The organism is Sulfitobacter sp. KMM 9851 (assembly GCF_057178245.1).
The window spans coordinates 114,962-139,634 of record NZ_CM169991.1 but is presented as its reverse complement, the minus strand read 5'-3'; the positions used below and the strand labels follow the sequence as shown (position 1 = coordinate 139,634).

22 protein-coding genes are annotated in these 24,673 nt (G+C 58.2%); 6 read left to right on the top strand and 16 right to left on the bottom strand.

Annotated elements, in window-relative coordinates; genetic code table 11:
- Positions 1 to 2 precede the first annotated feature (2 nt).
- From AC1965_RS00685 to cysQ, 12 genes are all read right to left on the bottom strand, one after another.
- The gene (locus AC1965_RS00685; RefSeq protein ID WP_483885390.1) at positions 3 to 344 is read right to left on the bottom strand and encodes a biopolymer transporter ExbD; all 342 of its coding nucleotides are present in this window, start codon (positions 342 to 344) and stop codon (positions 3 to 5) included.
- Positions 345 to 372: 28 nt separating this feature from the next.
- Complete coding sequence (locus AC1965_RS00680) at positions 373 to 1,020, bottom strand: MotA/TolQ/ExbB proton channel family protein (RefSeq protein ID WP_483887088.1); 648 nt, start codon at positions 1,018 to 1,020, stop codon at positions 373 to 375.
- The gene (locus tag AC1965_RS00675) at positions 1,020 to 1,445 is read right to left on the bottom strand and encodes a hypothetical protein (RefSeq protein ID WP_483885389.1); all 426 of its coding nucleotides are present in this window, start codon (positions 1,443 to 1,445) and stop codon (positions 1,020 to 1,022) included. Before AC1965_RS00675 ends, AC1965_RS00680 begins: the two co-directional genes overlap by 1 nt.
- Before the next feature lie 108 nt (positions 1,446 to 1,553).
- A complete protein-coding gene (locus AC1965_RS00670) occupies positions 1,554 to 2,981 on the bottom strand; it encodes a nodulation protein NodH (protein WP_483885388.1) in 1,428 nt (475 codons plus the stop codon).
- The gene (locus tag AC1965_RS00665) at positions 2,982 to 4,679 is read right to left on the bottom strand and encodes a DUF5927 domain-containing protein (protein ID WP_483885387.1); all 1,698 of its coding nucleotides are present in this window, start codon (positions 4,677 to 4,679) and stop codon (positions 2,982 to 2,984) included. It lies immediately after the preceding gene.
- Positions 4,676 to 5,686 (bottom strand): glycosyltransferase family 2 protein, encoded by a 1,011-nt coding sequence (locus tag AC1965_RS00660; protein ID WP_483885386.1) that lies wholly within the window; start codon positions 5,684 to 5,686, stop codon positions 4,676 to 4,678. The genes AC1965_RS00665 and AC1965_RS00660 overlap by 4 nt, the downstream gene beginning before the upstream one ends.
- A gap of 45 nt (positions 5,687 to 5,731) precedes the next feature.
- The gene (locus AC1965_RS00655) at positions 5,732 to 6,928 is read right to left on the bottom strand and encodes a glycosyltransferase family 4 protein (RefSeq protein WP_483885385.1); all 1,197 of its coding nucleotides are present in this window, start codon (positions 6,926 to 6,928) and stop codon (positions 5,732 to 5,734) included.
- Positions 6,921 to 7,904, bottom strand: coding sequence for a UDP-glucose 4-epimerase GalE (gene galE, locus AC1965_RS00650; RefSeq protein WP_483885384.1), 984 nt, complete (start codon positions 7,902 to 7,904; stop codon positions 6,921 to 6,923). Before galE ends, AC1965_RS00655 begins: the two co-directional genes overlap by 8 nt.
- 21 nt (positions 7,905 to 7,925) lie before the next feature.
- Entirely contained in the window at positions 7,926 to 8,819 is an 894-nt protein-coding gene (gene galU, locus AC1965_RS00645) for a UTP--glucose-1-phosphate uridylyltransferase GalU (RefSeq protein WP_483885383.1), read from the bottom strand.
- 87 nt (positions 8,820 to 8,906) lie between these two features.
- Positions 8,907 to 10,142 carry a glycosyltransferase family 2 protein gene (locus tag AC1965_RS00640; RefSeq protein WP_483885382.1) on the bottom strand — a complete coding sequence of 412 codons (1,236 nt, stop codon included), beginning with the start codon at positions 10,140 to 10,142 and terminating at the stop codon, positions 8,907 to 8,909.
- A complete protein-coding gene (locus AC1965_RS00635) occupies positions 10,142 to 10,942 on the bottom strand; it encodes a 3-deoxy-manno-octulosonate cytidylyltransferase (RefSeq protein WP_483885381.1) in 801 nt (266 codons plus the stop codon). Before AC1965_RS00635 ends, AC1965_RS00640 begins: the two co-directional genes overlap by 1 nt.
- Positions 10,942 to 11,739 carry a 3'(2'),5'-bisphosphate nucleotidase CysQ gene (gene cysQ / locus AC1965_RS00630; protein WP_483885380.1) on the bottom strand — a complete coding sequence of 266 codons (798 nt, stop codon included), beginning with the start codon at positions 11,737 to 11,739 and terminating at the stop codon, positions 10,942 to 10,944. The genes AC1965_RS00635 and cysQ overlap by 1 nt, the downstream gene beginning before the upstream one ends.
- Before the next feature lie 114 nt (positions 11,740 to 11,853).
- On the opposite strand from cysQ, the gene AC1965_RS00625 reads away from it, so the two are divergent.
- On the top strand, positions 11,854 to 12,678 hold the full coding sequence (locus AC1965_RS00625) for an ABC transporter permease (protein ID WP_483885379.1): 825 nt from the start codon (positions 11,854 to 11,856) through the stop codon (positions 12,676 to 12,678).
- Positions 12,675 to 13,286 (top strand): COG3650 family protein, encoded by a 612-nt coding sequence (locus tag AC1965_RS00620; RefSeq protein ID WP_483885378.1) that lies wholly within the window; start codon positions 12,675 to 12,677, stop codon positions 13,284 to 13,286. Before AC1965_RS00625 ends, AC1965_RS00620 begins: the two co-directional genes overlap by 4 nt.
- A gap of 54 nt (positions 13,287 to 13,340) precedes the next feature.
- Here AC1965_RS00620 and AC1965_RS00615 read toward each other — a convergent pair whose 3' ends face one another.
- On the bottom strand, positions 13,341 to 13,943 hold the full coding sequence (locus tag AC1965_RS00615; RefSeq protein WP_483885377.1) for an alpha-ketoglutarate-dependent dioxygenase AlkB family protein: 603 nt from the start codon (positions 13,941 to 13,943) through the stop codon (positions 13,341 to 13,343).
- A gap of 211 nt (positions 13,944 to 14,154) precedes the next feature.
- Between AC1965_RS00615 and dnaK the strand changes: the two genes are divergently transcribed.
- From dnaK to radC, 3 genes are all read left to right on the top strand, one after another.
- The gene (gene dnaK / locus AC1965_RS00610; RefSeq protein ID WP_483885376.1) at positions 14,155 to 16,068 is read left to right on the top strand and encodes a molecular chaperone DnaK; all 1,914 of its coding nucleotides are present in this window, start codon (positions 14,155 to 14,157) and stop codon (positions 16,066 to 16,068) included.
- Between the two features lie 79 nt (positions 16,069 to 16,147).
- A complete protein-coding gene (gene dnaJ, locus AC1965_RS00605) occupies positions 16,148 to 17,293 on the top strand; it encodes a molecular chaperone DnaJ (protein WP_483885375.1) in 1,146 nt (381 codons plus the stop codon).
- 236 nt (positions 17,294 to 17,529) lie between these two features.
- Positions 17,530 to 18,243: a RadC family protein gene (gene radC, locus AC1965_RS00600; RefSeq protein ID WP_483887087.1), complete on the top strand. Its 714-nt coding sequence runs from the start codon at positions 17,530 to 17,532 to the stop codon at positions 18,241 to 18,243.
- Between the two features lie 9 nt (positions 18,244 to 18,252).
- Here radC and AC1965_RS00595 read toward each other — a convergent pair whose 3' ends face one another.
- The 3 genes from AC1965_RS00595 to secA form a co-directional block, all read right to left on the bottom strand.
- On the bottom strand, positions 18,253 to 19,812 hold the full coding sequence (locus tag AC1965_RS00595; protein ID WP_483885374.1) for a substrate-binding domain-containing protein: 1,560 nt from the start codon (positions 19,810 to 19,812) through the stop codon (positions 18,253 to 18,255).
- A gap of 19 nt (positions 19,813 to 19,831) precedes the next feature.
- Positions 19,832 to 20,827 (bottom strand): hypothetical protein, encoded by a 996-nt coding sequence (locus AC1965_RS00590; protein WP_483885373.1) that lies wholly within the window; start codon positions 20,825 to 20,827, stop codon positions 19,832 to 19,834.
- A 107-nt stretch (positions 20,828 to 20,934) separates the two neighbouring features.
- Positions 20,935 to 23,646 (bottom strand): preprotein translocase subunit SecA, encoded by a 2,712-nt coding sequence (gene secA, locus AC1965_RS00585; protein ID WP_483885372.1) that lies wholly within the window; start codon positions 23,644 to 23,646, stop codon positions 20,935 to 20,937.
- Between the two features lie 176 nt (positions 23,647 to 23,822).
- Here secA and AC1965_RS00580 point away from each other — a divergent pair, with 176 nt between their 5' ends.
- Positions 23,823 to 24,671: a peptidylprolyl isomerase gene (locus AC1965_RS00580; RefSeq protein ID WP_483885371.1), complete on the top strand. Its 849-nt coding sequence runs from the start codon at positions 23,823 to 23,825 to the stop codon at positions 24,669 to 24,671.
- The last annotated feature ends 2 nt before the right edge of the window (positions 24,672 to 24,673 follow it).

The following is a 24,673-nucleotide window of genomic DNA, read 5'->3' as shown; positions in this document are numbered from 1 at the left end:
ATCTACCCCTCCAGGACCGTCACGCGCAGATCGGGAAGCGCGCGCAAGGCAACCAGCAGGTCGGTCAACCGCTGGGCATCAACGTCCGGTAGCAGGCTTACCAACAGCGGCGTCCCGCGCTCCGCCGCGCGCAGCAGTTGCGCCTGACCGATTTCATCCAGCGCAACGATTTCGCCGTTCACGCGCAACTCATCCGGCGCAAGCTGCATAAAGACAGGCCGCAGCGCACTTTCCCCTGCGCCGCCGGCACCCGCCGCCAGTTCGACCTCGGAAAAACGGGTAAAAGTGGACGTCAGCATAAAGAACAGCAGCAGCAGGAATATGACGTCGATTAACGACGTCAACGACAATCGCCGCCGCCTGCTGCGCGCCTTAGCCATGGGTCCGGGCCACCTCGGCACCGCTGCCCGTCGGCGCGAGGACGGTCAGAATTGCCGCATCAGCGATGACACGCTCGGCCTCCATCCGCCCCTCGAACCAACTGAGCGCCAGCGCCGTCGGCATCGCCACGACAAGCCCGACCGCCGTGGTCAGCAACGCCACCCAGATCCCCCCGGCCAGGACCGACGGATCAACCTGTGCGCCAGCCGACTGCAACGACTGAAACGCGTCAATCATCCCCAAAACGGTGCCGAACAGACCCAGCAGAGGAGCCAGCTGCGCCACGGAATCCAGCAGCCTGAGGCCACGCTCCAACTGGGAAAACCGTTGCTCTGCATCGGCTTGCAGCCGATCGGTCGCAGCACCATCCCGGGCAAAAGCCATGTCGATCAACGGCGCTAGATAGCTTTTGGATTGTCCAAGAAATACCCGCGCCGTGTCCCTGTCGCCGCGATCCCATGCCGCCACGGCCTGCCGCAACGCGGCGTGCCGACCCACGCCTGCCACGGCAAACTGCCACAGCTTATAAAGTACCACCGCCAGCGTCAGCACCCCAACGCCCAGCAGCACAATCACAACCGGGCCACCGACCTCGGCAATCTCACGTAGCGGCTCAAACCACGCTTGCAGACCGTTCATCATCCCAGCACCTCGATACCAATGCGCGATGATGGTGCGATGTTTTTCATACAGCTATCCATCGGCAGCCCCGCCCCCTCGCAGGTGCTGGCACTGTTAAACAATATTCGGCCAAGACTGGCACAGGGCGCGTCATGCAGAACGAACTGGCGCACCCGTGATCGCCCGGCTGGAAGCTCTCCGAAATCAAACAGGGTCAGGCGTTCTACCTGCCCATCACGGGTGAAAAGCACAGCTTCGAGCACAAGTTTATCCAGATCATGCGGGAGGCCGTTGTCGACCAAAAAGGTCAGCGTGCAACTGGTGTCCTGTGTGTCCGCGGTATTCAGCTCGATGCCAAGCTTGCCATCACCCGTGTCATCGGCGCGCAGCGGAAGGGCAGCAAAACCTGATAGCAGAACAGCAATCAGCAAGTATTTGGTCACGGCACAACACCTATTTGATGGAAATCAGGGTGGCTGTGAGAGGGAATCACTGGCTGCCGTGCGGCTAGAAACCATACCCTATAAAAAGACTCAACAAATTTCTGAAGACTAGCGCCAGCGCCCGAATCCAAACATCATGTAGTCACGCTGGTATGCGTCGGATGCGCATTTCTCGATTTCATCATCGTAAATCTGACCAAGATCAAAGGGCTCATGCCCCTGCGCACCGCCCAACGGAGGCACAGCGCGTTGACCGACAGTCGCGGCTAAATCGCCAAGCTCCTTGGTCAAATCCTCTTCTCGGATGATACGATCCGGAAGACAGAAATCACCGAATCCGGCGATGGCCTGCCCCTGGCTACACCATGCGGCATCAACCCGGATCGCGGTCTGTCCGGCCAGATTACCCTTCAGGAACTTCAGGAACGCCAAAAAGGCCGCGCGATGTGCGGTCGCGTCATAGTCCGCACCGGGGCCGTCTGCGGGCAGGGGCAACTTGTACCGCCTGACCAAGGTGTTGCGCAGTTGCAGGTAACTGCCCTTACCCGTCGGCAGAATACGTCGGCAAAATGCATCATGCGCGCGCAGCACGGGATGGCGCACCACCGTAAAACTACGGTGCCCGGTATGTTTGCGCTTCCATTGGCGCAAATCCTTTTGCGACATCTTGCTGTGCAAGTCTGACCGCGCAACGCCGTCAAGCGCCGCCAGCCAATCCATAACCTGACTTTCCGGCCCGGATTTGATCGGCAGGTACAGCAACCCGCTTTTCGCTGCGGCGATATACGACGGCACTACAGGCCCGCGCCGCGGTTCGAAATTCGGGGTGCGCGTCAGATCGAAACGGTCCAGCCGCGACAGCGCCTGAAGCATGTCATCATAATTGCTGACCTTGGCTGAAATCGGACTGGGATTCTGCTTCTTTAGGTTCTTGTCCAGCCCCTCAAGCTGTTCAACCACCCCCAGATAACGCGCCAGCCCGTTCATGACCTCAAGACTTTGCAGGTCTTCGTAAGCCACGTAATAGGCCGCCTGCCCAGATATCTGAAGCCGGTTCAGCAACGTGATCTGAAACGCCTGCAAGGCATCCAGATGCGCACCAAATTCCGCCTCGTCGAACACCGCCTGCGCGACCTTTTGCGCCTTAACATCCGTTAGCTTCCACTGGCCCGTTGCCTGCGCGATCTTCCAGCTGACATAGCTTTCGACCGGGTTTCGCGTCAGCACTATTTTTGCGCAGCGTTCGTCGGCAATGATCGTGTCAAAAATCCGCGGATCGTGGTCGTGAAAATATCGAAACCCGCCCAGTATGCCGTGCTGACCCCGGATCGCCTGTAGCAACACCATCGGATCGGCATCGCGGGCCGCCTGATCGACCCCCAGAATTGGATCACTTTTGGGGTAGCCCATAAAGAATGGGTTAAATGCCTCTCCGTGGCAGGTGATCCCCTCAAAGGCATTCAGGTTCGCCTCGAGAAAATTTGAGCCTGTGCGCATTTCAGCAAAGACCACAAAACTGTCGAACCTGTCTGTCATCTATTGCACCAAATATGGCTTGCGCGGGGGTTTCGGACTGGCGGCGACACCCCGTTCAACCGGAAAATCCCCCATCAAATAGGGGTGCATACCCTGGTTCTTGAGATTCTGGAGAAACTGGCCAAACCCGCTGAGGTCCACCATCTTGGGCGCCTCTGACAGGCGGCGCAGCTTGGTTCGACCGATTTCGTCTAGAATACCCTGCAACGGCTCCATCGGGGCCTCGATAAATTCGGCCATTGACCAGATGCGCACCCGCGCCTTGGTAAAGGGGGAGCGCAGCACATCCATATGGTCGCTCTCCACCCGTTGCAGACGTGCTGCCAATCCCCGGATTTCAGCAAAATCGAGGTTCGAGCGAAACAGTGGCACCGCCCATGCGCCCGTAATCACAGATACCTGCGCGTTCGGGTCTTTTGCGATCCGCCAAATCACGTCTTGATTGTCGAGCGGACCAAACTGAAAACACTGCCGCTCGCCCCGTGTATTCCAGATCAGATTCGTCAGGAAACCCTTGTTGTTGTAATCGCGCAGGATGGCGTTATCGGACAGCGCGCCATTGATGGCCGATTGTCCATCCGAATAATGCACCCGGTCCGGTGCAAACAGATGCCCATGCACCCGCGCACCAGTGGCCTTGGCCAGCCATGGTTCAAAATTCTCGAACAATTCGGTAAACCCCTGAAACATCGAATAGGGGGCCGCCGTCACGCCATTTTCCCAATCCTCGTTTGGAAAACGGCTTTGCATATACAGGCCCGACCGGCCGCGCGTCCGCCGCTCGACCGCTTTAGCGAAAATGCGGTCGATCTTACCGGGGTTCGGTTCGGTCTTTTTCATCGCGCCCGCGATATCGGTCAGAAACGCCTCGTACAGGCGATCGGCGTAGGGCCAGATCTTGCGCGCGACAAAGCAGTCGGATCGGCGCAGCAACTGCAAGTGATCGTCGTAAAAAATGTGAGGCTTGCCCTGGAAATCGAACTTTGACAGCGTCAGAGACCGGCTTTCGATGCTGGTCGAATACTGGCGCGCCAACGTCTGAAAATAGCTCTCGTCCGGGATCCAGACTTGGCGGAAATAGCGGTCATAGGTGGACCGCTCGGGGTCTTGTAGAATGGCCGACAGGGTACGGCGCGTCAGGCACCACCACTGCGACCCCATATGCGGCACGATTCCATTTGGCATCTTCCGCTTGAGGTTTAGCCGACGCTGCCAATCCACCGCCCGGTCGAATAGAAATCGGTTCTTCTTCCATGAAAATGGAAACCGCATGGTGAACCGCTCTTCGTCCAGCCCGCCCACCGTCCAGGGCACGTCAGAGGTGGTTGCGCTTTCGATAAAGTCGGTGCGCGGCCGCTGTTCGAGGTAGTCAATCAATTCCTGCACCGGGCGCAGCGGCAAGCAGGACCCCGATGCCAGATAGACGTGCCGCACCTGCGGAAAATTGGCTAACATCATCTCTGACGCGCCTTGCGATGCGGCGACAATGCCCCAAGTGCCCCATTCGCAACGATAGCGCGGGCTGAACCGCACATCGGGCAAATCGCCCAGCGTAGACACAAAGGCATCATGCGTGCGGCGTGGCACGGATTTGTCGATATGGATCACCACCGGACAACCCGCCGCCGCCCAATGCCGCGCCACCTGTTCGGCCCGACCGAGAGCCGTGTGCACCAACATGACGATGCCAACGCTCACGCCCAGTTCCCCTTGGACATAAGGCCGAGAATCTCTAGTTGTCGCCAGTTGATGTAGCGTTCGGACCATTTGCACCAAAGCTGCGGATCATCTTTCAGCCGTTCGGCATAAGCCTTGTATTCCACCGATGCGGCATAGTGCTGGCTGCGCTCCAGCTCCTCCGCCGCCTTGGCGCTGAAGGTGTCGAGGAACTTGGCGTGCAACAGCACACCGGAGGCTTTTTCGCCGCCCCATTCATCATAGACCTGATTCAACCCGCGCGGCAGCAGCATATGGGTCGAACTGACGTAAGCATAGCGTTTGTCCCATTTGACCAGCGGCACCTTGTTCAGCGCCGGTGCCTTTTCAGGGGTATCTGGAAAGAAGACGCGCGCGCGCGGTCCGCCCTGTATCCACAGGTTCGTAAACTTGTGATTGCGCGCGATCGTGTAATTTCCGCTGTCAAACCACGACGCAATTTCAATCGGGTTTTGCCCCGCTTGATAGGGCTGCTCATCCAGCCGCCCCTTAGGGTACATATCCAACAACATTGCAGAGAACGATTTGATCGACGACGCATCCAACCAGTCGGTCAGCGCGCGCAGGGGCCGCGTGTCGCAAAAGGGGTAGACGAGGAATTCATCGGGATCGACGGTCAGCGTCCAATGGCCATGGGCATGCTTCATCTGCAACCAGTTCAGCCAATCCACGCCAAAGCGGGATCGTTTATAGCTGTGCTTCGTGCTCCATACAGACACATCGGGCTGATCCGCCAAATAGTCCAGTGACCCGTCGTCACTGTCGTTATCCACGAAAAAGAAATGCCCCACGCCCATCTCGCGGTAGTAGTCCAGGAAATAGGGCAAGCGGATACGTTCGTTGCGCTGTGTGCAGAACAGCAGCAGATCGTCAGGCTTGATCTGACCTGTACGAATGGCAATGCGCTTTAGCTCGCGGCGTTTACGAAACGCGCGAATCCGCCAACGCTTGCGCTGAAGCCTCAGCCGATATGACTGAATTACACCCAAAACCGCCCTTCACCTTCGGAACCAAACCGCTCTTTTGATGCGCTATCACGTTAACCTTAACACGGTATTGAAGTGATCCGCCCAGGTGGGGGCCACAAATTTCCGTGCATCGCGCGCATCCGGCGGGTTTTTTGCCCAACTTTCGATTGTCTTTATCCACAAATACGTGTCCGAGACCGAGGCGTAAACGGCTTTATTCCCTAAAATCTCTTTCAATACCTGCAGATCGTTGCACAAAACACGCGTTCCCAGGGTGAGCGCCTCGACGGGGGGCAGGCCAAAGCCCTCTGAATGGCTTGGAAAAACCAGTCCCGCCGCCCCCTGAACCAGCGCGGCCAGCGCTGGGTCGGATAGTCCCGGCACCTCGCGTACGGGGCCACCCGGCGGCAACCTGTCCAGCTGGTCAAAAACCGTCTCATTGTTCCAGCCGCGGCTGCCGCAAATCAACAATGGGGGTGCCTGCGGCCCAAGGCCATGCCAGACGTCCAATAGAAAACTATGGTTCTTGCGCGGCTCAATAGTGCCGACCGTCACGAAATAAGGCGCGGCGGGGGGCAGCCCCGGAGGCAATTGGCCCGTATCAGGCTGCGGCGGCGTGACGCCTAGATGTGCCACCACTGCGGTCGGCACCCTGCCCGGCATCTGCGCTTCGCTGCGCATCTTGGTATCATGCGAATTATAGATAACCAGATCAGCCATAGCGCTGATACGGTCGATTTTACCCTTGAACGGCACAACCGTACCCGTGCGTTGAAATTCTGGATGTTCCAGCGGAATCACATCATGCACCAGCACGGTGACCCGTCCGCCGGCACGTTTCACTGCGCCCAAGACGCGGTCAGTCAGATTGCTATGCCCGACATTCAGATAGCTAAACCCCTGCGGCAGGTGACGGCGCAATACCCGTAGCAAACCAAAAGGCAAACAGCGCGCAATGGCAAACCGGCGTAGATCGCTTTCGGCCCTTGTTAGGGTCGCATTTCGGCGCCTTGGCAACCGTGACAGCACGTCACTTGGCCCCCAAGGCGCCCGCCCATCCAGCCGGTCGAGAAACGCGCGCATACCGTCGCGGTCCAGAAGCACATACCCCAAAGCGGTCCGTGCAAGCCCAAAAATGGGGGCGTCCTGCTGCAGTAAATGGTCCAGATAGGCACGCTCAACCCGGTCAACACCCGTTGCCATCCGCGCGGCCCGGCGCAAACTGCGCGTCATATCCAACAGACGCGCAGGGGGATCAGCCATCGTAGTGGCCGCTCTGATGCCATCTCCAGGCATCTGTAATCATCTGCTTTAGGGTCGAACGCTGGGGTTTCCACCCTAATTCAGTCTCTGCGCGGGTGGACCCCGACACCAACTTGGTGCAGTCGCCCGCACGGCGCCCACCGATACGGTGCGGCACGGCCTTGTTCGTCACGGCGCGGCTGTGCTCGATCACCTCGCGCACTGAAAATCCGGTACCGGTGCCTAGGTTGAACACACGACTGCCCTTGGCATCCTGTAACCACTTGATCCCCAGGACATGGGCATCGACCAGATCGCAGACATGCACATAGTCGCGGATGCAGGTGCCGTCGGGGGTATCGTAATCATCGCCAAACACGGTCAACCCATCCCGCTTGCCATCAATCGCATCTAACATCAGCGGAATTAGGTGGGTTTCCGGCTGGTGAAACTCGCCCACTTCGCCGTCGGGGTCTGCCCCGGCCACGTTGAAATATCGGAATATCACGTGCTTAAGCCCGTGCGCGACCTCGAAATCGCGCAGGATATCTTCGATTGCGCGTTTCGACGCGCCGTAAGCATTGATCGGATGCTGCGCGCTGTCCTCATTTAGAACGACATTATCCTGATCGCCATAAGTGGCGCAGGTCGACGAAAACACGAAATTTTCGCAGCCACTCGCCACCGCAGCCTCGATCAAATTTAGCGACCCGCTGACGTTGTTACGCCAATAGAGGCCAGGCTCGGACATGCTTTCGCCCACTTGGCTCAGTGCCGCAAAATGCATCAGTGCAACAGGCCGATACTTGGCAAAAACCGCGTCCAGCCGCGCCCGGTCCAGCAGATCACCCTGCTCGAACGGGCCGAATTTGACTGCATCACGCCATCCGGTGATCAGATTGTCATATGTGACGGGGGTAAAACCTGCAGCCTTCAGCGCTTTGCAGGCGTGCGACCCGATATAGCCCGCACCCCCAGTGACCAAAACATTGCTCATACTGCTCTTCCCACGCTGCCGTTACTGGGCCGCCTTGTCCACCTGCATAATGGAATGCAGATATGCGCGCAGATCATCGCGCAGCTCTTCGCGCGCCAGACCAAAGGCCACTGTTGCCTGCAAAAATCCTGATTTAGAGCCACAATCAAACCGCTGCCCCCGGAAACGGAAGCCGTAAACATCGCGGTCATGCTCGATCTCTTTGGCAATCGCATCGGTCAGCTGTATCTCACCACCCGACCCGGTCTTGAGCTGATTGAGGTTCTGCAAGACCGTTGGCGCCAAAATGTAACGCCCGATCACCGCAAGGTTGGACGGCGCCTTGCCTGCATCTGGCTTTTCAACCATGCCCTTGACCTTAACCAGCTGGCCCATGTCGTCGGATACATCCAACATCCCGTAGGATGACGCGCGCTCTGGCTCCACTTCCATCGCGGCGACCATATTGCCGCCGGTTTCGGCATAGGCCTCAACCATCTGTTGCAAGCAGGGTTTCTCGGCGGCGATCACATCATCCGGCAGGATCACGGCAAAAGGTTCATTCGCAATCAGTCGCCGTGCGCACCACACCGCATGGCCCAGGCCCAGCGCACGATGCTGGCGAATATAGGCGATCGCGCCGCTTTCCATATTGGTGTTGTTCAGGATCTTCAGCAGATCCTTCTTTTTCTTGCGGCGCAGTTCCTGTTCCAGCTGCGGCGCGTGGTCGAAATAGTCCTCCAACGCCCCTTTGCCCCGCGAGGTGACAAAGATGAATTCCTTGATCCCCGCCGCGCGCGCTTCGTCGATCGCATATTGGATCAACGGGCGGTCAACCAAGGTCATAATCTCTTTGGGGACCGATTTCGTCGCTGGCAGGAACCGTGTGCCCATGCCGGCCACCGGAAAAATCGCTTTCGTTACTTTCTTACGCATTTCAATCCTAACAAACTCATTCCGACCGGCTGCTCTGTGCAGGTCGGTCAAACCCTGCGCTGACGTTTTTGGCAGGGTACCGCTAAATCACTCTTCGCTCAATCCGCGCTGCGTGGCAACGCGTGCGCGTTCGTTTTGCAGTCGGCGCCTGCGTGAAATCAACGAAAACAGCGGTTCCCCGCGCATGGATTTCCCAAATATTCCACCACGTTGCAGCCAAACGCCATCTTGCCGCCCAAATTCCACCCGATGGAACATCGCCGTGGGCGACAGACAGATCAAAGTGACAATCTCGCCCGCTGACACCCGCGCCGCAGCGATTTTGCGGTCCCGACCTAGACGCCAGGGGCGGGTGGCCATGACCACGCTGTCGCGACGGGACACAGGAAAGAGCTGAAAGGCTGCCGCCGGATGGGCTGCCAGCGTCCCTGCGCCAAACGTGCGCAACGCCCCCTCGGCATAACCCTGATCCAAACGGGCCAGTAGATGTCGCACGCCACGCGGCTCTAGCCCGCCGCTGATCATGTGACGCAGCAATCGTTTACGCTCGCCTTTTCGCAATTGCGTCCAATGGGTTGCCCACTCAGGTTGCGGAATGTGCTTGCGCTGAAATACTGCCCAACTGGCCCCGATATCGTACAAATCGCGCGGCACGCGGTCGTCCCTGCGCACCCGGTTGCCGGCAAATCCGTGATGCACCTCGGCCAGCGGGACAATCGCAGTGGCGTGGCCCGCCCGTGCCAGCCGCATGTTCAAATCGGTTTCGTCCAGAAAATAGTGAAACGCCGGGTCAAAGCCCCCCAATTGCACCAGAATATCGCGCCGAAACGCCATGTTAGTGCCTTCTGTCTTGATCGCGCGCCCCTTTGGCGGATGCAGCACCGTGGGTCGTGTGCCATCAACCACTAGGCGCTCTGCCCCGCCCTTGCAGTCCAGCGATCGCGCGCACCACTGAAACGAAATGCCATTACGCCCGCGCACGAAACCACCCGTCGCTGCAACGTTTGCCTGCGCGAAAGGGGCCACCAGATGCCGCAACCACTGCGGCTCTGGCACGGCATCATCGTCGATAAAGGCCAGCACCTCGCCGGCCGCATGGGTGATGCCCAGATTGCGCGCTGCCGAAATATTCGCCTCATCAAAGGGCAGAAGCTTGAGGTCGCTCGCAAATGGCATCGCGCGCGCCGCAGCGATCCCTGCAGGATCAGCCACGACCACCACCTCAAAAGGATCATACTGCACCTGCGCCAATCCCGCCAAGCAGCGCCGCAATGCGTCTGGCCTGTTCCGGCTGACGATCACGACACTAACGGGGCTGTGCATCACTCCAATCCCATTTTCGCCATCATGGACTCGATCTTTGCGACGTCTTCGGGATTGTTCAGCTCCCAGAACTCACGACCCTGAGCCTCGACCTCGGCACAGAGCACCGAACGACCGTTTTCGAGAAAACGCAACTGCTCCAGACCCTCCAATTGCTCAAGCGGGCCGGTGGGCCAAGAGGGGTAGTTCGCCAGCGCGTCGGGTCGGTAGGCATAGACACCGACGTGGTGGAACACCGGGGTCATATCAGTCTCTAAATAGGTCTTTGACGTGAACGGAACGACCTCTTTTGAGAAATAAAGGGCGGTGTTATCGGCGGCAAATACCGCAGTGGTGCCGCCAACGCGCCCGGCCTTTCGGTCTGCCAACAAACTATTGAGCGTGGTCCCGTCGCAGCGCAAAACCGGAGTTGCGATCTCGGCCTGCGGGGCCGCGATCAGACCCTGCACAAGGCTTTCGACAAACCAATGCGGGGTCAGCGGGGCATCCCCTTGCAGGTTAACCACGATGTCATACCCACCGCCCAGCGCCGCATGGGCCTCGGCGCAGCGTTCCGTGCCATTGGCGCAATCGACGGATGTCATCACGACCTCTGCGCCAAAACCTTTAGCCGCCTGTTCGATACGGGTGTCGTCGGTGGCAACAACAACACGGTCTACACCGCCGACAGCACAGGCCGCGCGCCAACTGCGTTCGATCAGGCTGCGCGACACGCCACTTGCGCCTTTCAATTCCACCAAAGGCTTGCCGGGATAGCGGGTCGAGGAGTAGCGGGCTGGGATGACAATAAGAACAGACATCAGGCGCTCTTCAATTCAACACCCGGCGCGTGGGCAATGAAAAACGGATTGGCGAAATCAGGCTTGCCGTAGGTCAGCGGCGTCAGATCGTCAAAGCGCACCACCGAACCCCCGGCCCCGTTCAGCACCGCATGACCCGCGGCTGTGTCCCATTCCATCGTGCGACCCAGCCGGGGATATAGGTCGGCCTCACCCGTCGCCACCAGACAGAACTTTAACGACGACCCCGCGCTGGTCATGTCCCGCACGCCGTATTTGCCAATATAGTCATCAGTTGCCTGATCCCGATGTGATTTTGACGCGACGACCATCAGGGCCGAATTGTCAGGGTCAGAGACTGATATTGCCTGCGTAGGCCCGACCTGATCCTTGGCAAAATCTCCGGTTTCCTCGACTGATTGACCATCCGCGAGTGTAAAGAACATCCGCGATTTGGCTGGGGCATAGACCACACCACGGGTTGGCACACCGCCTTCGACCAATGCGATATTCACCGTAAAATCGCCCCGCCGGTGCACGAACTCTTTGGTGCCATCCAGAGGATCGACGATCAAAAACGTATCGCCCCGCGCGCTGTGGGTGGCGGACTGTTCTTCGGTCACAAGCATCACATCGGGGAACGCCGCGCGCAGCCCGGCGGAAATGATTTCATCGGCAGCCTCGTCCGCAACGGTAACCGGACTTTCGTCGATTTTGGTTTTCACCTCAAAGTCGTCCTGCCCGTAAATCTCCATGATCTTGTCGCCGGCTTGCAGTGCCAACTGCCGCATCACCGTGACCAGTTTATCATATTCCATTCCGTCCGCCCTTTCGGCTTTCGTTGATTAGTTTTTCGTCTCCCCTTATGATGCCGAGCTAACGGAACAGCAAGAAATCCGTTCTACGCTCAGGCCTTCCCAAGGACACAACGCATGTTCCAATCTTCACGCAAGCCGACAACGGGCATCGGATCGGCCCTTGCCATGGCTGAGCTGATTTACCATTCGGTCGTGCGCAACGTCCGCAAGCAGCATAACAATGCCTTTGTCGCGATTGCCATGAACATGATGCAGGCCGTGATGTTCGTGATGGCCTTTTATATCATGTTTTCCATACTGGGCATGCGCAGTTCGGCCGTACGCGGGGATTTTCTGGTCTATCTGATGACCGGGATTTTCCTATATCTCACGCATGTAAAGGCGTTGGGTGCCGTTGCAGGGTCCGAAGGACCGGCCAGCCCGATGATGCAGCACGCCCCGATGACCACGTTCATCTCTATCGCCTCGGCGGCTATGGGCGCGCTTTACGTTCAGGTGCTGTCACTTTTCGTCATTCTTTTCGTTTACCACGTTGGCTTTACGCCGCTGGATATCAGTCAGCCCATTGCGGCCTTTGGCATGTTGCTGATCGCATGGTTTACCGGATGTGCGCTTGGGCTTGTGATGCTCGCGATGAAGCCGTGGTTTCCGTCGGTTGTGGCGCTTTTTACCACTGTGTATCAACGCGCCAACATGATTGCCTCGGGAAAGATGTTCCTGGCCAACTCGCTGCCAGGATTCATGATCTCTATGTTCGACTGGAATCCGCTGTTTCACACAATTGATCAGGCGCGCGGCTTTGCCTTTATCAATTACAACCCGCGCTACAGCAATTGGGAGTATCCGATGTGGGTCGGGCTGGTGTTTCTGGTGATCGGGTTGATGGGCGAATTCTACACACGAAAACACGCCTCACTTAGTTGGAATGCGCGGCGATGAGGGGGCTTTTGATCGCCTTGCTGTGCCTGCTATCCCTGCCGGCTGCTGCCACACAGGACGCATGGCCCGCATTGTATGATGTGACAGGCGTCGCTGCCAGTGACGTACTGAACATCCGCGAAAGACCCAACTCAAGCGCCCCTATCGTCGGGGTGCTGTCGCCCGCCGCCAGAAATGTTGAACTGATCCGCCCCAACGACCGCCAAACATGGGCATTGGTGAACACGCGTGAAGGATCGGGGTGGGTTTCGCTCAAGTTTCTGAAACGCCAGCAGGAACAATGGCTGGGCAAAATGCCACCAGTGGCCAGTTGTGCTGGGACGGAACCGTTCTGGGGGATTAAAGTTAACGGACAGCGCATGACCTTCAGCGGTCTCGCATTTGATGCGCAGTCCTATTCCATTACTCAGTCCGGCTCGGCCCAGAATCGCCGTGATCGTTACAACCTGATCGGCAGCGGCCCCTCGGGCACCGCCATTGCGGCCATCACCATGCAAGCGTGCAACGACGGCATGTCTGACCACGACTTTGGCCTGTCGGTCGATCTGTTCCTGCAAGGCACGGACCAGTGGCAACACCTGACCGGCTGCTGCTCCCTCAGTCCGTAGCACCCCCCCGGACTTTTTTAAAAAGTCCGGCCCGTTTTCTTCAAAAGAAAACGCCTACTCCACCACCCGCAGCGTCAGATTGATCCGCCCGCCCTTGGGCAGCAATGCCGATGACCCCGGCCTGATTCGATCAACACCGTGATAGGTCAGCCGCGCGTCACCGCCCATCACCACCACATCCCCCGATTGCAGCCAGATCGATTCCGTCTTGCCGCCGCGTGCGGTGTTCCCGATGCGAAACAGCCCCTCGTCGCCCAGCGATACGGATACCACGGGCCATTGAAAATCCGCCTCGTCGCGGTCCTGATGCAGACCCATGCGCGCCTCGGCATCATAATAGTTTATCAGACAACATTCGGGTTGGCGTGCAAGTCCGGTCGCCTGATCCCAGATCGCCAGAACAGATGTGGGGATGGCGGGCCACTGCTGGCCCTCTGGATGCTGCGTGACGTAACGATACCCACGCCGGTCTGAAAACCAGCCATACTGTCCCGCAGCAGTCATTCGCACCGACATGCGCCCGCCACGCGGCACTTCTGGCCGAAAAAACGGGGCTACACGTACCACACCACGCACGTCCTCCAATACCGCGCGCTGTGCGTCGCGGTCTAGAAATCCCTTGTGAATATCAAAGCCCCGCAGCCGCAATACCGTCATTTATGTCTCGTTCTCCGCCACATTCACAAAAATCATCATAGAATCCCGCCTTCCTACCCTCTGCAATGGTTGCAGGGTGGAAATACCCTCCTTATATACGCTCCGAACCGTCGAGGGCACCTGCGCCTTCGATGTCCACAGATCGGGGCAGGATGCCAAAACGGGTCCTTGCCTCGTGTCATCGCCTTAGACTTAAAAAGGGATCGAAAACATGGCCAAAGTAATTGGTATTGACCTTGGAACAACAAACAGCTGCATCGCCATCATGGACGGCAGCCAACCCCGCGTGATCGAAAACGCCGAAGGCGCGCGCACAACCCCGTCGATCGTCGCGTTTACCGACGACGAACGCCTCGTGGGTCAGCCTGCAAAACGTCAGGCCGTCACCAACCCCGAAAATACAATTTTCGGCGTCAAACGTCTGGTTGGCCGTCGCAACGACGATGCCGATCTGGCCAAAGACAAGAAAAACCTGCCCTTCAACGTGATTGATGGCGGCAATGGCGACGCATGGGTCGAAGCCAAGGGTGAGAAATACTCCCCAAGCCAAATCTCTGCGTTCATTCTGGGCAAGATGAAAGAAACCGCCGAAAGCTACCTTGGCGAAGAAGTGACCCAAGCGGTCATCACCGTACCTGCCTATTTCAACGACGCCCAGCGTCAGGCGACCAAGGACGCGGGCAAGATCGCCGGTCTCGAAGTGCTGCGGATCATCAACGAACCGACGGCTGCGGCGCTGGCCTATGGTCTGGACAAAGAGAACACCCAAACCATCGCGGTCTATGACCTTGGTGGCGGTACGTTCGACGTGACCATTCTGGAAATCGACGATGGTCTGTTCGAAGTGAAATCCACCAACGGCGATACCTTCCTCGGTGGTGAAGACTTTGACATGCGCATCGTCAACTACCTTGCCGATGAGTTTAAAAAGACCAATGGCGTTGACCTGACCAAAGACAAGATGGCGCTGCAGCGCCTGAAGGAAGCTGCCGAAAAGGCCAAGATCGAACTGTCCTCTTCCAGCCAGACCGAAATCAACCAGCCCTTCATCTCGATGGGCAAGGATGGTTCGCCGCTGCACATGGTCATGAAACTGACCCGCGCCAAGCTGGAAAGCCTCGTGGGCGACCTGATCAAGGCGTCGATGAAACCCTGTGCTGCGGCGTTGAAGGATGCCGGTCTGACAGCCAAGGATATCGATGAAGTTGTTTTGGTTGGCGGGATGACCCGGATGCCGAAAGTGGTCGAAGAGGTGACCAAGTTCTTCGGTAAAGAGCCGCACAAAGGCGTAAACCCTGACGAGGTGGTTGCCCTTGGCGCCGCTATTCAGGCCGGTGTTCTGCAAGGCGACGTAAAAGACGTTGTTCTGCTCGACGTTACTCCGCTGTCCTTGGGTATCGAAACGCTGGGTGGCGTGTTCACCCGTCTGATCGACCGCAACACAACGATCCCGACCAAAAAGTCCCAGGTGTTTTCTACCGCCGAAGACAATCAGAATGCCGTGACCATCCGGGTGTTCCAGGGTGAACGTGAAATGGCCGCCGACAACAAGATCCTCGGTGCCTTTAACCTTGAAAACATCCCGCCTGCACCACGTGGCATGCCCCAGATCGAAGTGACCTTTGACATTGATGCCAACGGCATCGTGTCGGTCGGCGCGCTCGACAAAGGGACCATGAAAGAGCAGAAGATCACGATCCAGGCATCTGGTGGTCTGTCCGATGCGGATATCGAAAAGATGGTGAAGGACGCCGAAGAGAATGCGGAATCCGATAAGGAACGCCGCACCCTGATCGAAGCTAAAAACCAGGCGGAATCGTTGATCCACTCGACTGAGAAGTCGGTTGAAGAACATTCCGACAAGGTTGATCCAACCACGGTTGAGGCGATCGAACTGGCTATTGCTGCGCTCAAGGACGAACTGGAAACTGACAACGCCGATAAGATCAAGTCCGGCATCCAGAACGTCACCGAAGCCGCCATGAAACTGGGCGAAGCCATCTATAAAGCCGCGCAGGATGACGGCGATGATGATATGGCCGCAGCCGCAGATTCCGCGCCCGGTGGGGACGATGATATCGTCGACGCCGAGTTCGAAGATCTGGACAACGACAAGCGCGCGTAAGCGTGTGACGGAAACTATGACAGGGCCGGTCCGTATGACGGGCTGGCCCATCATGTTCCAGCGCAGGAGCTGAAAACCCATGGCAAAACGTGACTATTACGAGGTGCTTGGCGTTGCCAAAGGGGCCTCTGCCGACGAGCTAAAGAAAGCGTACCGGACCAAGGTGAAGGAGCTTCATCCCGACCGGAACAACGACAACCCCAAAGCCGAATCCCAGTTCAAGGAAGTCGGCGAAGCCTATGATGTTCTTAAGGACGGCGACAAGAAAGCCGCCTATGACCGCTATGGCCATGCTGCATTTGAAGGCGGCATGGGTGCCGGCGGACGCCCCGGTGGCGGGCATGGCGATTTTTCCTCAGCCTTTTCCGATGTTTTCGACGATCTGTTCGGCGATTTCATGGGTCAACGCGGGGGTGGTGGCGGTGGCGGCCGCCGTGCCGCGCGTGGCGCCGACCTGCGCTATAATCTTAGCATCTCTCTCGAAGATGCGTTTTCCGGACTGCAAAAATCTATTAACGTGCCTGCCGCTGTGCATTGTGGCGCGTGTAATGGCACCGGCGCCGAAGGCGGGTCAGAGCCAACGACCTGTCCAACCTGCTCTGGCATGGGCAAGGTCCGCGCGCAGCAAGGCTTTTTCACCGTTGAACGCACTTGCCCGACCTGTTCGGGCATGGGTCAGATCGTCAAGAACCCCTGCAAGTCCTGCCGTGGTGCAGGACGCGTGGAGAAAGAACGCACACTGTCCGTCAATATCCCCGCCGGTGTCGAAACCGGCACCCGCATTCGCCTTGCTGGCGAGGGCGAGGCCGGGATGCGCGGTGGGCCGTCGGGTGATCTCTATATATTCATCGAAGTGGCCGAACATGACCTGTTCGAGCGGGACGGTGCCAACCTGTTCTGCCGCGTACCAGTTTCGATGAGCACTGCCGCATTGGGTGGTAACATCGAGGTGCCGACAATCGACGGGGGTCGTGGCCGCGTGCAAATCCCTGCAGGCAGCCAGTCAGGTCGCCAGATGCGTCTGCGTGGCAAGGGCATGCCACCCCTGCGCGGCGGCGGTGTTGGTGATATGATCATCGAACTTGCGGTGGAAACCCCGGTGAACCTGACCAGCCGCCAAAAGGAATTGCTGCGAGAGTTCGAGGGTGAGGCCCAGAACAACAACCCTGAAAGCAGCAACTTCTTTTCGTCAGTGAAGTCCTTTTGGGATTCGATGAAGGGCTAAGCCTGCGTCCGGGCCATTGGCCCGGAATTCGCAGTCCCATCGGACTACTTAGGTCATTATGAACAAGGTTGTTCTGCGCCGCAACGGTAGGGTCCTGCGCATCCGGTTTGTCGTTCAGGGCCTTTCCAATTCCTAAATATTCCGTCGCGGTTAACCGAATCCTAACCATGTCTGCGCAGGCTGGCTGCATGTCGAATGCACCCAAAACATTTTCGGACCTACCCCTGCCATTCCTCATGGATGAGGTTCGCAAAGCACCTTCGAACATGGGTAAACAGCCCTCCTACATCGCCGATCACCGCCAACGTCTGCGTGACCGTTTCATGGTGGGTGGACCGGCCGCGATGCCCGATTACGAATTGTTGGAATTGGTGCTCTTCCGCGCGATCCCGCGCCGCGATGTTAAACCGCTCGCGCGAAACCTGATGGACCAGTTCGGCGATTTCAATCGCGTGATCACCGCACCCGAAGCCCGCCTGCGCGATGTATCGGGCGTGGGTGAGGCCGTGATCGTTGAGCTGAAAATCATTGAGGCCGCGTCGCAACGGCTGGCGCGATCGCGCGTACTGAAACAGCCTGTGGTGTCCAGTTGGGACGCGCTGATCGACTATTGCCACACCGCCATGGCCCACCGCGAAGTCGAACAGTTTCGCGTGCTTTACCTTGACAGGAAAAACGTGCTGATCGCGGATGAGGAACAGGCAAGGGGCACCGTGGATCATGTGCCGGTCTACCCCCGAGAGATCGCCAAGCGCGCGTTGGAATTAAATGCCAGCGCCTTGATATTGGTACATAATCATCCGTCTGGTGACCCCACGCCATCACGGTCAGACATCGACATGACCAATCAGGTGATTGCCGCCTGCGACGCCCTGGGGCTGTCGCTGCACGACCACCTTATCATCGGTAAATCCCGCGAGCTGAGCTTTCGGTCCGAGGGGTTCATCTAACGGGATCGGTTAGCGTACCCATACCTCTACCCGTCGGTTGGCCTGACGGCCCCATTCACTGTCATCACAGGCCATCGGCATCGCCTCGCCAAAGGCGTCAACGCCCAGTGTCACGCGCTCAAGATTTGCCGTCACGGCTGCTGCACCCACCGCGCGCCGCACTGCCTCGGCCCGGCGCAGGGCAATGTCGCGGTTGGCCTTAGCCGCCCCGTCACCATCGCTAAAGCCGACAAACACCAATTGCCGCGCATCGTACTGGCCCTGTTCCAACGCCCGCGCCAGTTGCTGCACATTGGACCGCGATTGCGCGTCCAAGCGGATAGACCCCGCCTCGAACCGGAACGAGGTCGTCAGCCGCGCCATCGGCGTCAGGGTCGCTGTCATCCGCTGCAGTTCTCCCAGCGAGGTTTCAGGCCCGGCGACAGTTATCGCGTTGGCAAAACGGTTGCCCTGATCCTCGACGGCGATCTCTTCGGGGGTCTGATCGACAAACCCCGCCCGACGGATCACCAATTGCGCGGCAGGCCCTCTGGTAAAGGCCAGAAACTCCCGCGCGATCAAGGGCAGACGGCGCGCCGGGAAATACAAAAACATCGGCGCGGTCAGCGGGTAATCTTCAGTTTTGATGGTGCGCCGCGACGCATCCAGCAAAAACCCACATTTGCCCCCCAGCGTCAGAACCTGGGTGTTGCGCTGTTCGGCATAGCTCGTGATGCCAATGGCAAACAAATCCTTTGCCACCGCCTCTGCCAAGTCGACGGGCAAGCCATGGCGCGTGATGATCTGAGTTAGTTCAAGTTTGGCCGGCCCCATAACCTGATCCACAATAGCTTGGCTCAACCCGCTGCGCGCGTCGGGCAGGTGCAGTACAATCGGCCCATCAGGACCGCCCAACTCTTGCCAATTATCAATCTCGCCGGAAAATACGCGGGCCAGCATGAGCGGCGAAATCTGTTTTACCGGGTTCGCAGGCGACACCACAGGGACAACGGCATCCAGCGCAAGCACGCGGCTTCGGTTCGCCCCGGTCAGATCACCCATGCCGGCCTCACGCGCATTAATCCGTTCGTCCCGCCGCACCTCTCGCAAGGCCAGCACAACGTCTGCCTCATCTGCCAGAAGATCGGCAAAACCTTCGTCCGTATTGGTCGCACTAAAGCCAAACCGCGCGGCCAGCTTGCCGGTATCATTTTGGGCCAACAGCAGGGTAAACCGCGTGGCGCTCTGTTGCTCGCGGCTCACGCTATAGCCGTTCTTTTGGGCAAAAGCTTCGATCAGGGCGGGCATCAAGACGGCCCCCATGGTCGCAGAGCCTGACATCTGAACCTCGGCTACGAAATCATCCAGATTGGGGCATCCCGGCCCGGCACAGGAAACGCCCGAGCCATCGACCGTGAGCTGACCATAGTCCGTTTCAACACGGTAAAACTCACCGTCGAAACCCAGCAACATGCCGCTCAACTCGACCTTGCCATCGCGCGAGGTGAGCGTGACATCCTGCGCCGAGGCAATCAGCGGCGCAAATAGCAAAAGTGCGGCGCAGACCGCCGCACGTTTCAAGCTGTTCATAGAACCCCAAACGATTGCGTTAGTTATGCGCAACCTTCAGGTCTTGGAGCAGATTATTCAACACCAGAAAGTTACCAATCGCATCACACTCCGGCACGGCCAGCGTAAGGTTCTGGGTTTTGACCTTGCCACCGTCAACCAGCTCCAGCGATTGCGCCTCGATCTCTATGCCGCAGTTGGCCTGTGTCACCTCTGCTTCGACGCTCAGCGCCACGTCGCCGCTGCGCTCGATTGCGCTGATGGGAAAGCTGTAGACTTCGGCCATCAACGGCTCTGCTGCTGCAGTGTCGCCCAGCCGACTGATAAAGCCGCCCTGCCCGGTGACCGCCGCAGCCATGTCGCGTGGCGCACCGGACCATACATGGCCATCATCGCCATAGTCCGCACCAAATTCACGGGCGTGGATTTCAAAACCGGTCTGGCCTTTCCACTGCAACACAACGCGGTTGTAGGTGGCCAGTTCTTCCACCGTGGTCTGCGCGACCGCACCGTCACCGTTGGTGAAAGCGAGGATAAACACTGCCTCTTGGGCCAATGCAGGCACGGTCAGATCGATCTGGCCAGTGGCCGATGTGGTTTCGGTAAAGATCATACCGTTGTGGTGGACTGCCATCCGTTCGTTCGGCAGGCAGGGTGCGTCGAGCGTGAGGTTCACCATCGCGGCCGCAACGGCGCGCGCATTTGCTGTAATTTCGCAAGTCGGGGTTACCGCGCCACCAGGCATACCGGGTGTGGGCAGCGTGCTTTGCGGAGCAGAGGCCTTGGCGACCTGCGGATCGGTCGCGGGGATGTCGATCTGCCTGTCAAATTCAGCAGAGGTCAGCGTGATCCCTTCGACTTCAAGCAGGGCATTGCTGGCACTTTTTGGCCCCAACTTCTGGACAAGAGAGGCTCCTTTCGGTGCAACGGCCTTGCCATAGCGTTTTTCAGCCGTGTCTGAATTCTGCATGATAAAGCCGATGCCCACGGCACAAGCCAATGTCCCGACAGCGGTCAGAATTTCTCTGGTGCGCATGATGCCAAGTCCCTTTCAACGGAATCGTTCGGGACCTTTATTGCGCAGGATCAGGGCCGGGATGTGGCCGAGGAAAGGGAAGTTTTGGGCGAAACCATGGCAGGCCGTTAGGCGACCCGACCATGGCAATGCTTGAACTTCTTACCCGATCCGCAAGGGCAATCATCGTTGCGCCCCGGGTTGCCCCAGGTCGACGGATCGCTTTCGTCGAACCCTTGCGCGGCTGTCCCGCTGGGTGCGGCATCGGATGCATCGGCTTCGGTCGCTTGCGTTGTGGCATCCTGCATGGCGGCCTGACGGGCGGCCATTTCTTGCAACATCTCGCGGCGCTGGTCCTCTGACATCGGCTGGATCTGGCCCAGTTTCTGGGTCACATCCTGACGCAGACTGTCCAGCATCACTTCAAACAACTGAAAGGCTTCGTTCTTGTATTCGTTCAATGGATCGCGCTGCGCATAGCTGCGGAAACCAACGACCGACCGAAGGTGTTCCAACGTCAGCAAGTGATCGCGCCACTTGGCGTCGATTGACTGCAACAACAGCTGCTTTTCGATGTTGCGCATGTTTTCGTCGCCAAAAACCTCGGCTTTGTCGGCCATCATCTTAGCGCTCGCATCCATCAGACGTTCGCGGATCACCTCGTCGTCTACGCCGTCCTCTTCGCACCATGCGATCACCGGCACGTCAATGTTCAGCTGTTCGATAACGGCAGCATAGAAGCCGTGGGTGTCCCACTGATCGGCGTAGGTTTTTGGCGGCATGTAGGTGTCGATCAGATCGTCGATCACCTGTTCGCGCATATCCGTCACGATCTCGTTCAGATCATCGGCCTTCATGATGTCACGGCGCTGGCCAAAGATGACCTTGCGCTGTTCGTTCATCACGTCATCGAATTTCAGCAACTGCTTGCGAATGTCAAAGTTGCGGCCTTCAACCTTGGCCTGCGCCCGTTCGAGCGATTTGTTGACCCAAGGGTGAATGATCGCCTCGCCTTCCTTGAGGCCCAGCGTGGTCAGTACTTTTTCCAACCGCTCAGAGCCGAAGATGCGCATCAGGTCGTCTTCGAGCGAGAGAAAGAATGACGTGCGCCCCGGATCACCCTGACGGCCAGAACGGCCGCGCAACTGGTTGTCGATGCGGCGGCTTTCATGGCGCTCGGACGCCAGCACATAAAGGCCCCCCGCCTCCAGCACTTTTTTCTTCTCGTCTGCGTGTTCCGCTTCGATCTGGGCGCGAATGGCTTCTGGTTCCGCCTCGGGGTCTTTGTCCAGCGCTTCGAGCACCTTTAGCTCGACGTTGCCGCCCAACTGAATGTCGGTGCCGCGTCCGGCCATGTTGGTCGCAATCGTCACCGCGCTGAATTTGCCGGCGTCGGCGATGATTTGCGCCTCCTGCTCGTGCTGGCGCGCGTTCAATACATTGTGTTCGATCCCCGCATCCTTGAGCATGACGCTCAACTGTTCGGATTTCTCGATCGAGGTGGTGCCAACAAGACAAGGTTGCCCCTTGGCATTGGCTTCCTTCACCTTTTCGATCATCGCCTCGTATTTTTCGCGGGCGGTGCGGTAAACGGCATCGTCCTCGTCAATCCGCGCGATTGGCACGTTTGTCGGCACTTCAACCACGCCAAGGCCGTAAATTTCGGAAAATTCTTCGGCTTCGGTCAGGGCGGTGCCAGTCATCCCGGCCAGTTTATTGTACAGGCGGAAATAGTTTTGAAAAGTGACCGAGGCCAGCGTCACGTTTTCGGGCTGGATGTCCGCACCCTCCTTGGCCTCGATAGCCTGGTGCAGACCGTCGGACAGACGGCGGCCCGGCATCATCCGGCCGGTGAATTCATCAATCAAGGTAACCGCACCATCGCGCACGATGTAATCCTTGTCGCGCTGAAACAACTTGTGTGCGCGCAGACCTTGGTTGACGTGGTGCACGATCGTCGTGCTTTCGGGATCGTAAAGGGTCATCCCTTCTTCAAGAAGGTCGCGGGCGCGCAACTGTTCTTCAAGGAATTCATTGCCTTCGTCAGTGAAGGTGACATTACGGGTCTTTTCATCGAGTTCATAATGCTCTTCACGCAGCGACGGGATCAGTGCATCAATCAACTGATACAACTCTGAACGATCCTGCGACGGGCCGGAAATGATCAGCGGCGTACGCGCCTCGTCGATCAGAATACTGTCGACTTCATCCACGATCGCGAAGTTATGCTCGCGTTGCAGCATTTCGGCGAGATTTGCCTTCATGTTGTCGCGCAGATAGTCAAAACCCAGCTCGTTATTGGTGGCATAGGTGACATCGCACGCATAGGCGGCGCGTTTCTGGTCCTCTGCCATGCCGGAATAGGCGACGCCAGTCGTCAGCCCCAGCGCGCCGAATACCTTGCTCATCCATTCAGCGTCACGCTGGGCGAGGTATTCGTTGACGGTAACGATGTGCACGCCTTTGCCGGTCAGGCCGTTCAAATAGGCGGCAAAGGTGGCGGTCAGGGTCTTGCCCTCGCCTGTTTTCTGTTCGGCGATGTTGCCTTGGTGCAGGAATATACCGCCCAGCAACTGCGTATCAAAGGCGCGCAGGCCCAAGGTGCGGCGCGCAGCCTCGCGGCAGTTGGCAAAGGCTTCTGGCAGCAGCGCATCCAGGCTTTCGCCATCGTTCGCGCGTTTTGCCAATTCCTTGGTCTTGTCCTTCAGGCCAGCATCGCTCAGCTTTTCAAATTCTGGCTCCAGCGCGTTGATCTGCGCCACCAGCGGGCGGGTCGACTTGATCTTGCGGTCGTTTGGCGTGCCAAAGACCTTTTTGGCGATTGTTCCGATACCCAGCATGTAATCTCCCGCCGAAGTTATGGTGTCTTGCGCCGATCTGCTTGCCCAGCGCCATGTCACCTCATAGATAGATGACTGAACCCGCGCCTTTTGTCGCGCCCATAGGGCGATGTAAGGGGCGCGCCATACACTGTCAATGTAGCAGCCCGCTACGAACGAAGCGATTGGACCTATCCATGCAAAAACCCCTCATTTTTCTGTCTTCACTGGCCATCGCAGTCAGCATGGCCCTGCCTGTTGCCGCTCAGGACGAGGCCGGGATCGATACGGTCGTCGCCACCGTGAACGGCACGAACATCACCGTGGGCCATATGATCGTCGCCCTTGCCAGCCTGCCAGAGCAATATCAGCAGTTGCCCGATGAAGTGCTCTTTAAGGGCATTCTGGACCAGTTGGTGCAACAGACAGCGCTGGCCGACACCCATACCGGCGATCTGCCGTCGCGCATCACGCTGGCCTTGGAAAACGAAACGCGGTCGCTGACAGCGGGTGAAGTCGTTGAAAAAGTCATGGCGGATGAGGTCAGCGAAGCCGATCTGCAAGCCGCCTACGACGAAGAATACGCCAGCGCCGAGCCGGAGCAGGAATTCAACGCGGCGCATATCCTGGTCGAGACCGAAGAAGAGGCCAAGGCGATTAAGGAAGAATTGGAAGGCGGGGCCGATTTTGCCGAAGTCGCACGCGAGAAATCCACCGGGCCATCGGGGCCAAGCGGCGGATCGCTGGGCTGGTTTGGCAAGGGGATGATGGTTCCCGCATTCGAGGCAGCAGTCACCGATATGGAACCCGGTGCTATTTCCGATCCGGTGGAAACGCAGTTTGGCTGGCACGTTATCAAGCTGAACGAAGTGCGCGTGGCTGATGCCCCAGCGCTGGACGACGTACGCGAAGAACTGGAACTGGAACTGCGCCAAGCCCGCGTTCAGGCCGCGATTGAAAAGGTCACCAAAAGCGCTGACGTGGACCGTAGTGCTGCCGAGGGCATTGACCCGACCCTGCTGCGCAAAATCGAATTGCTGGAGTAACC

Bases quoted from the DNA above. Each gene is read 5' to 3' on its own strand.
- secA (WP_483885372.1), bottom strand. From the start codon at position 23,646: ATGCTGGGTATCGGAACAATCGCCAAAAAGGTCTTTGGCACGCCAAAC.
- AC1965_RS00635 (WP_483885381.1), bottom strand. From the start codon at position 10,942: ATGTCTGTTCTTATTGTCATCCCAGCCCGCTACTCCTCGACCCGCTAT.
- AC1965_RS00615 (WP_483885377.1), bottom strand. From the start codon at position 13,943: ATGACGGTATTGCGGCTGCGGGGCTTTGATATTCACAAGGGATTTCTA.
- AC1965_RS00620 (WP_483885378.1), top strand. From the start codon at position 12,675: ATGAGGGGGCTTTTGATCGCCTTGCTGTGCCTGCTATCCCTGCCGGCT.
- AC1965_RS00595 (WP_483885374.1), bottom strand. From the start codon at position 19,812: ATGAACAGCTTGAAACGTGCGGCGGTCTGCGCCGCACTTTTGCTATTT.
- dnaJ (WP_483885375.1), top strand. From the start codon at position 16,148: ATGGCAAAACGTGACTATTACGAGGTGCTTGGCGTTGCCAAAGGGGCC.
- cysQ (WP_483885380.1), bottom strand. From the start codon at position 11,739: ATGGAATATGATAAACTGGTCACGGTGATGCGGCAGTTGGCACTGCAA.
- AC1965_RS00590 (WP_483885373.1), bottom strand. From the start codon at position 20,827: ATGCGCACCAGAGAAATTCTGACCGCTGTCGGGACATTGGCTTGTGCC.
- AC1965_RS00580 (WP_483885371.1), top strand. From the start codon at position 23,823: ATGCAAAAACCCCTCATTTTTCTGTCTTCACTGGCCATCGCAGTCAGC.
- radC (WP_483887087.1), top strand. From the start codon at position 17,530: ATGGATGAGGTTCGCAAAGCACCTTCGAACATGGGTAAACAGCCCTCC.
- AC1965_RS00655 (WP_483885385.1), bottom strand. From the start codon at position 6,928: ATGGCTGATCCCCCTGCGCGTCTGTTGGATATGACGCGCAGTTTGCGC.
- AC1965_RS00625 (WP_483885379.1), top strand. From the start codon at position 11,854: ATGTTCCAATCTTCACGCAAGCCGACAACGGGCATCGGATCGGCCCTT.
- galE (WP_483885384.1), bottom strand. From the start codon at position 7,904: ATGAGCAATGTTTTGGTCACTGGGGGTGCGGGCTATATCGGGTCGCAC.
- AC1965_RS00670 (WP_483885388.1), bottom strand. From the start codon at position 2,981: ATGACAGACAGGTTCGACAGTTTTGTGGTCTTTGCTGAAATGCGCACA.
- AC1965_RS00680 (WP_483887088.1), bottom strand. From the start codon at position 1,020: ATGAACGGTCTGCAAGCGTGGTTTGAGCCGCTACGTGAGATTGCCGAG.
- AC1965_RS00640 (WP_483885382.1), bottom strand. From the start codon at position 10,142: ATGCACAGCCCCGTTAGTGTCGTGATCGTCAGCCGGAACAGGCCAGAC.
- dnaK (WP_483885376.1), top strand. From the start codon at position 14,155: ATGGCCAAAGTAATTGGTATTGACCTTGGAACAACAAACAGCTGCATC.
- galU (WP_483885383.1), bottom strand. From the start codon at position 8,819: ATGCGTAAGAAAGTAACGAAAGCGATTTTTCCGGTGGCCGGCATGGGC.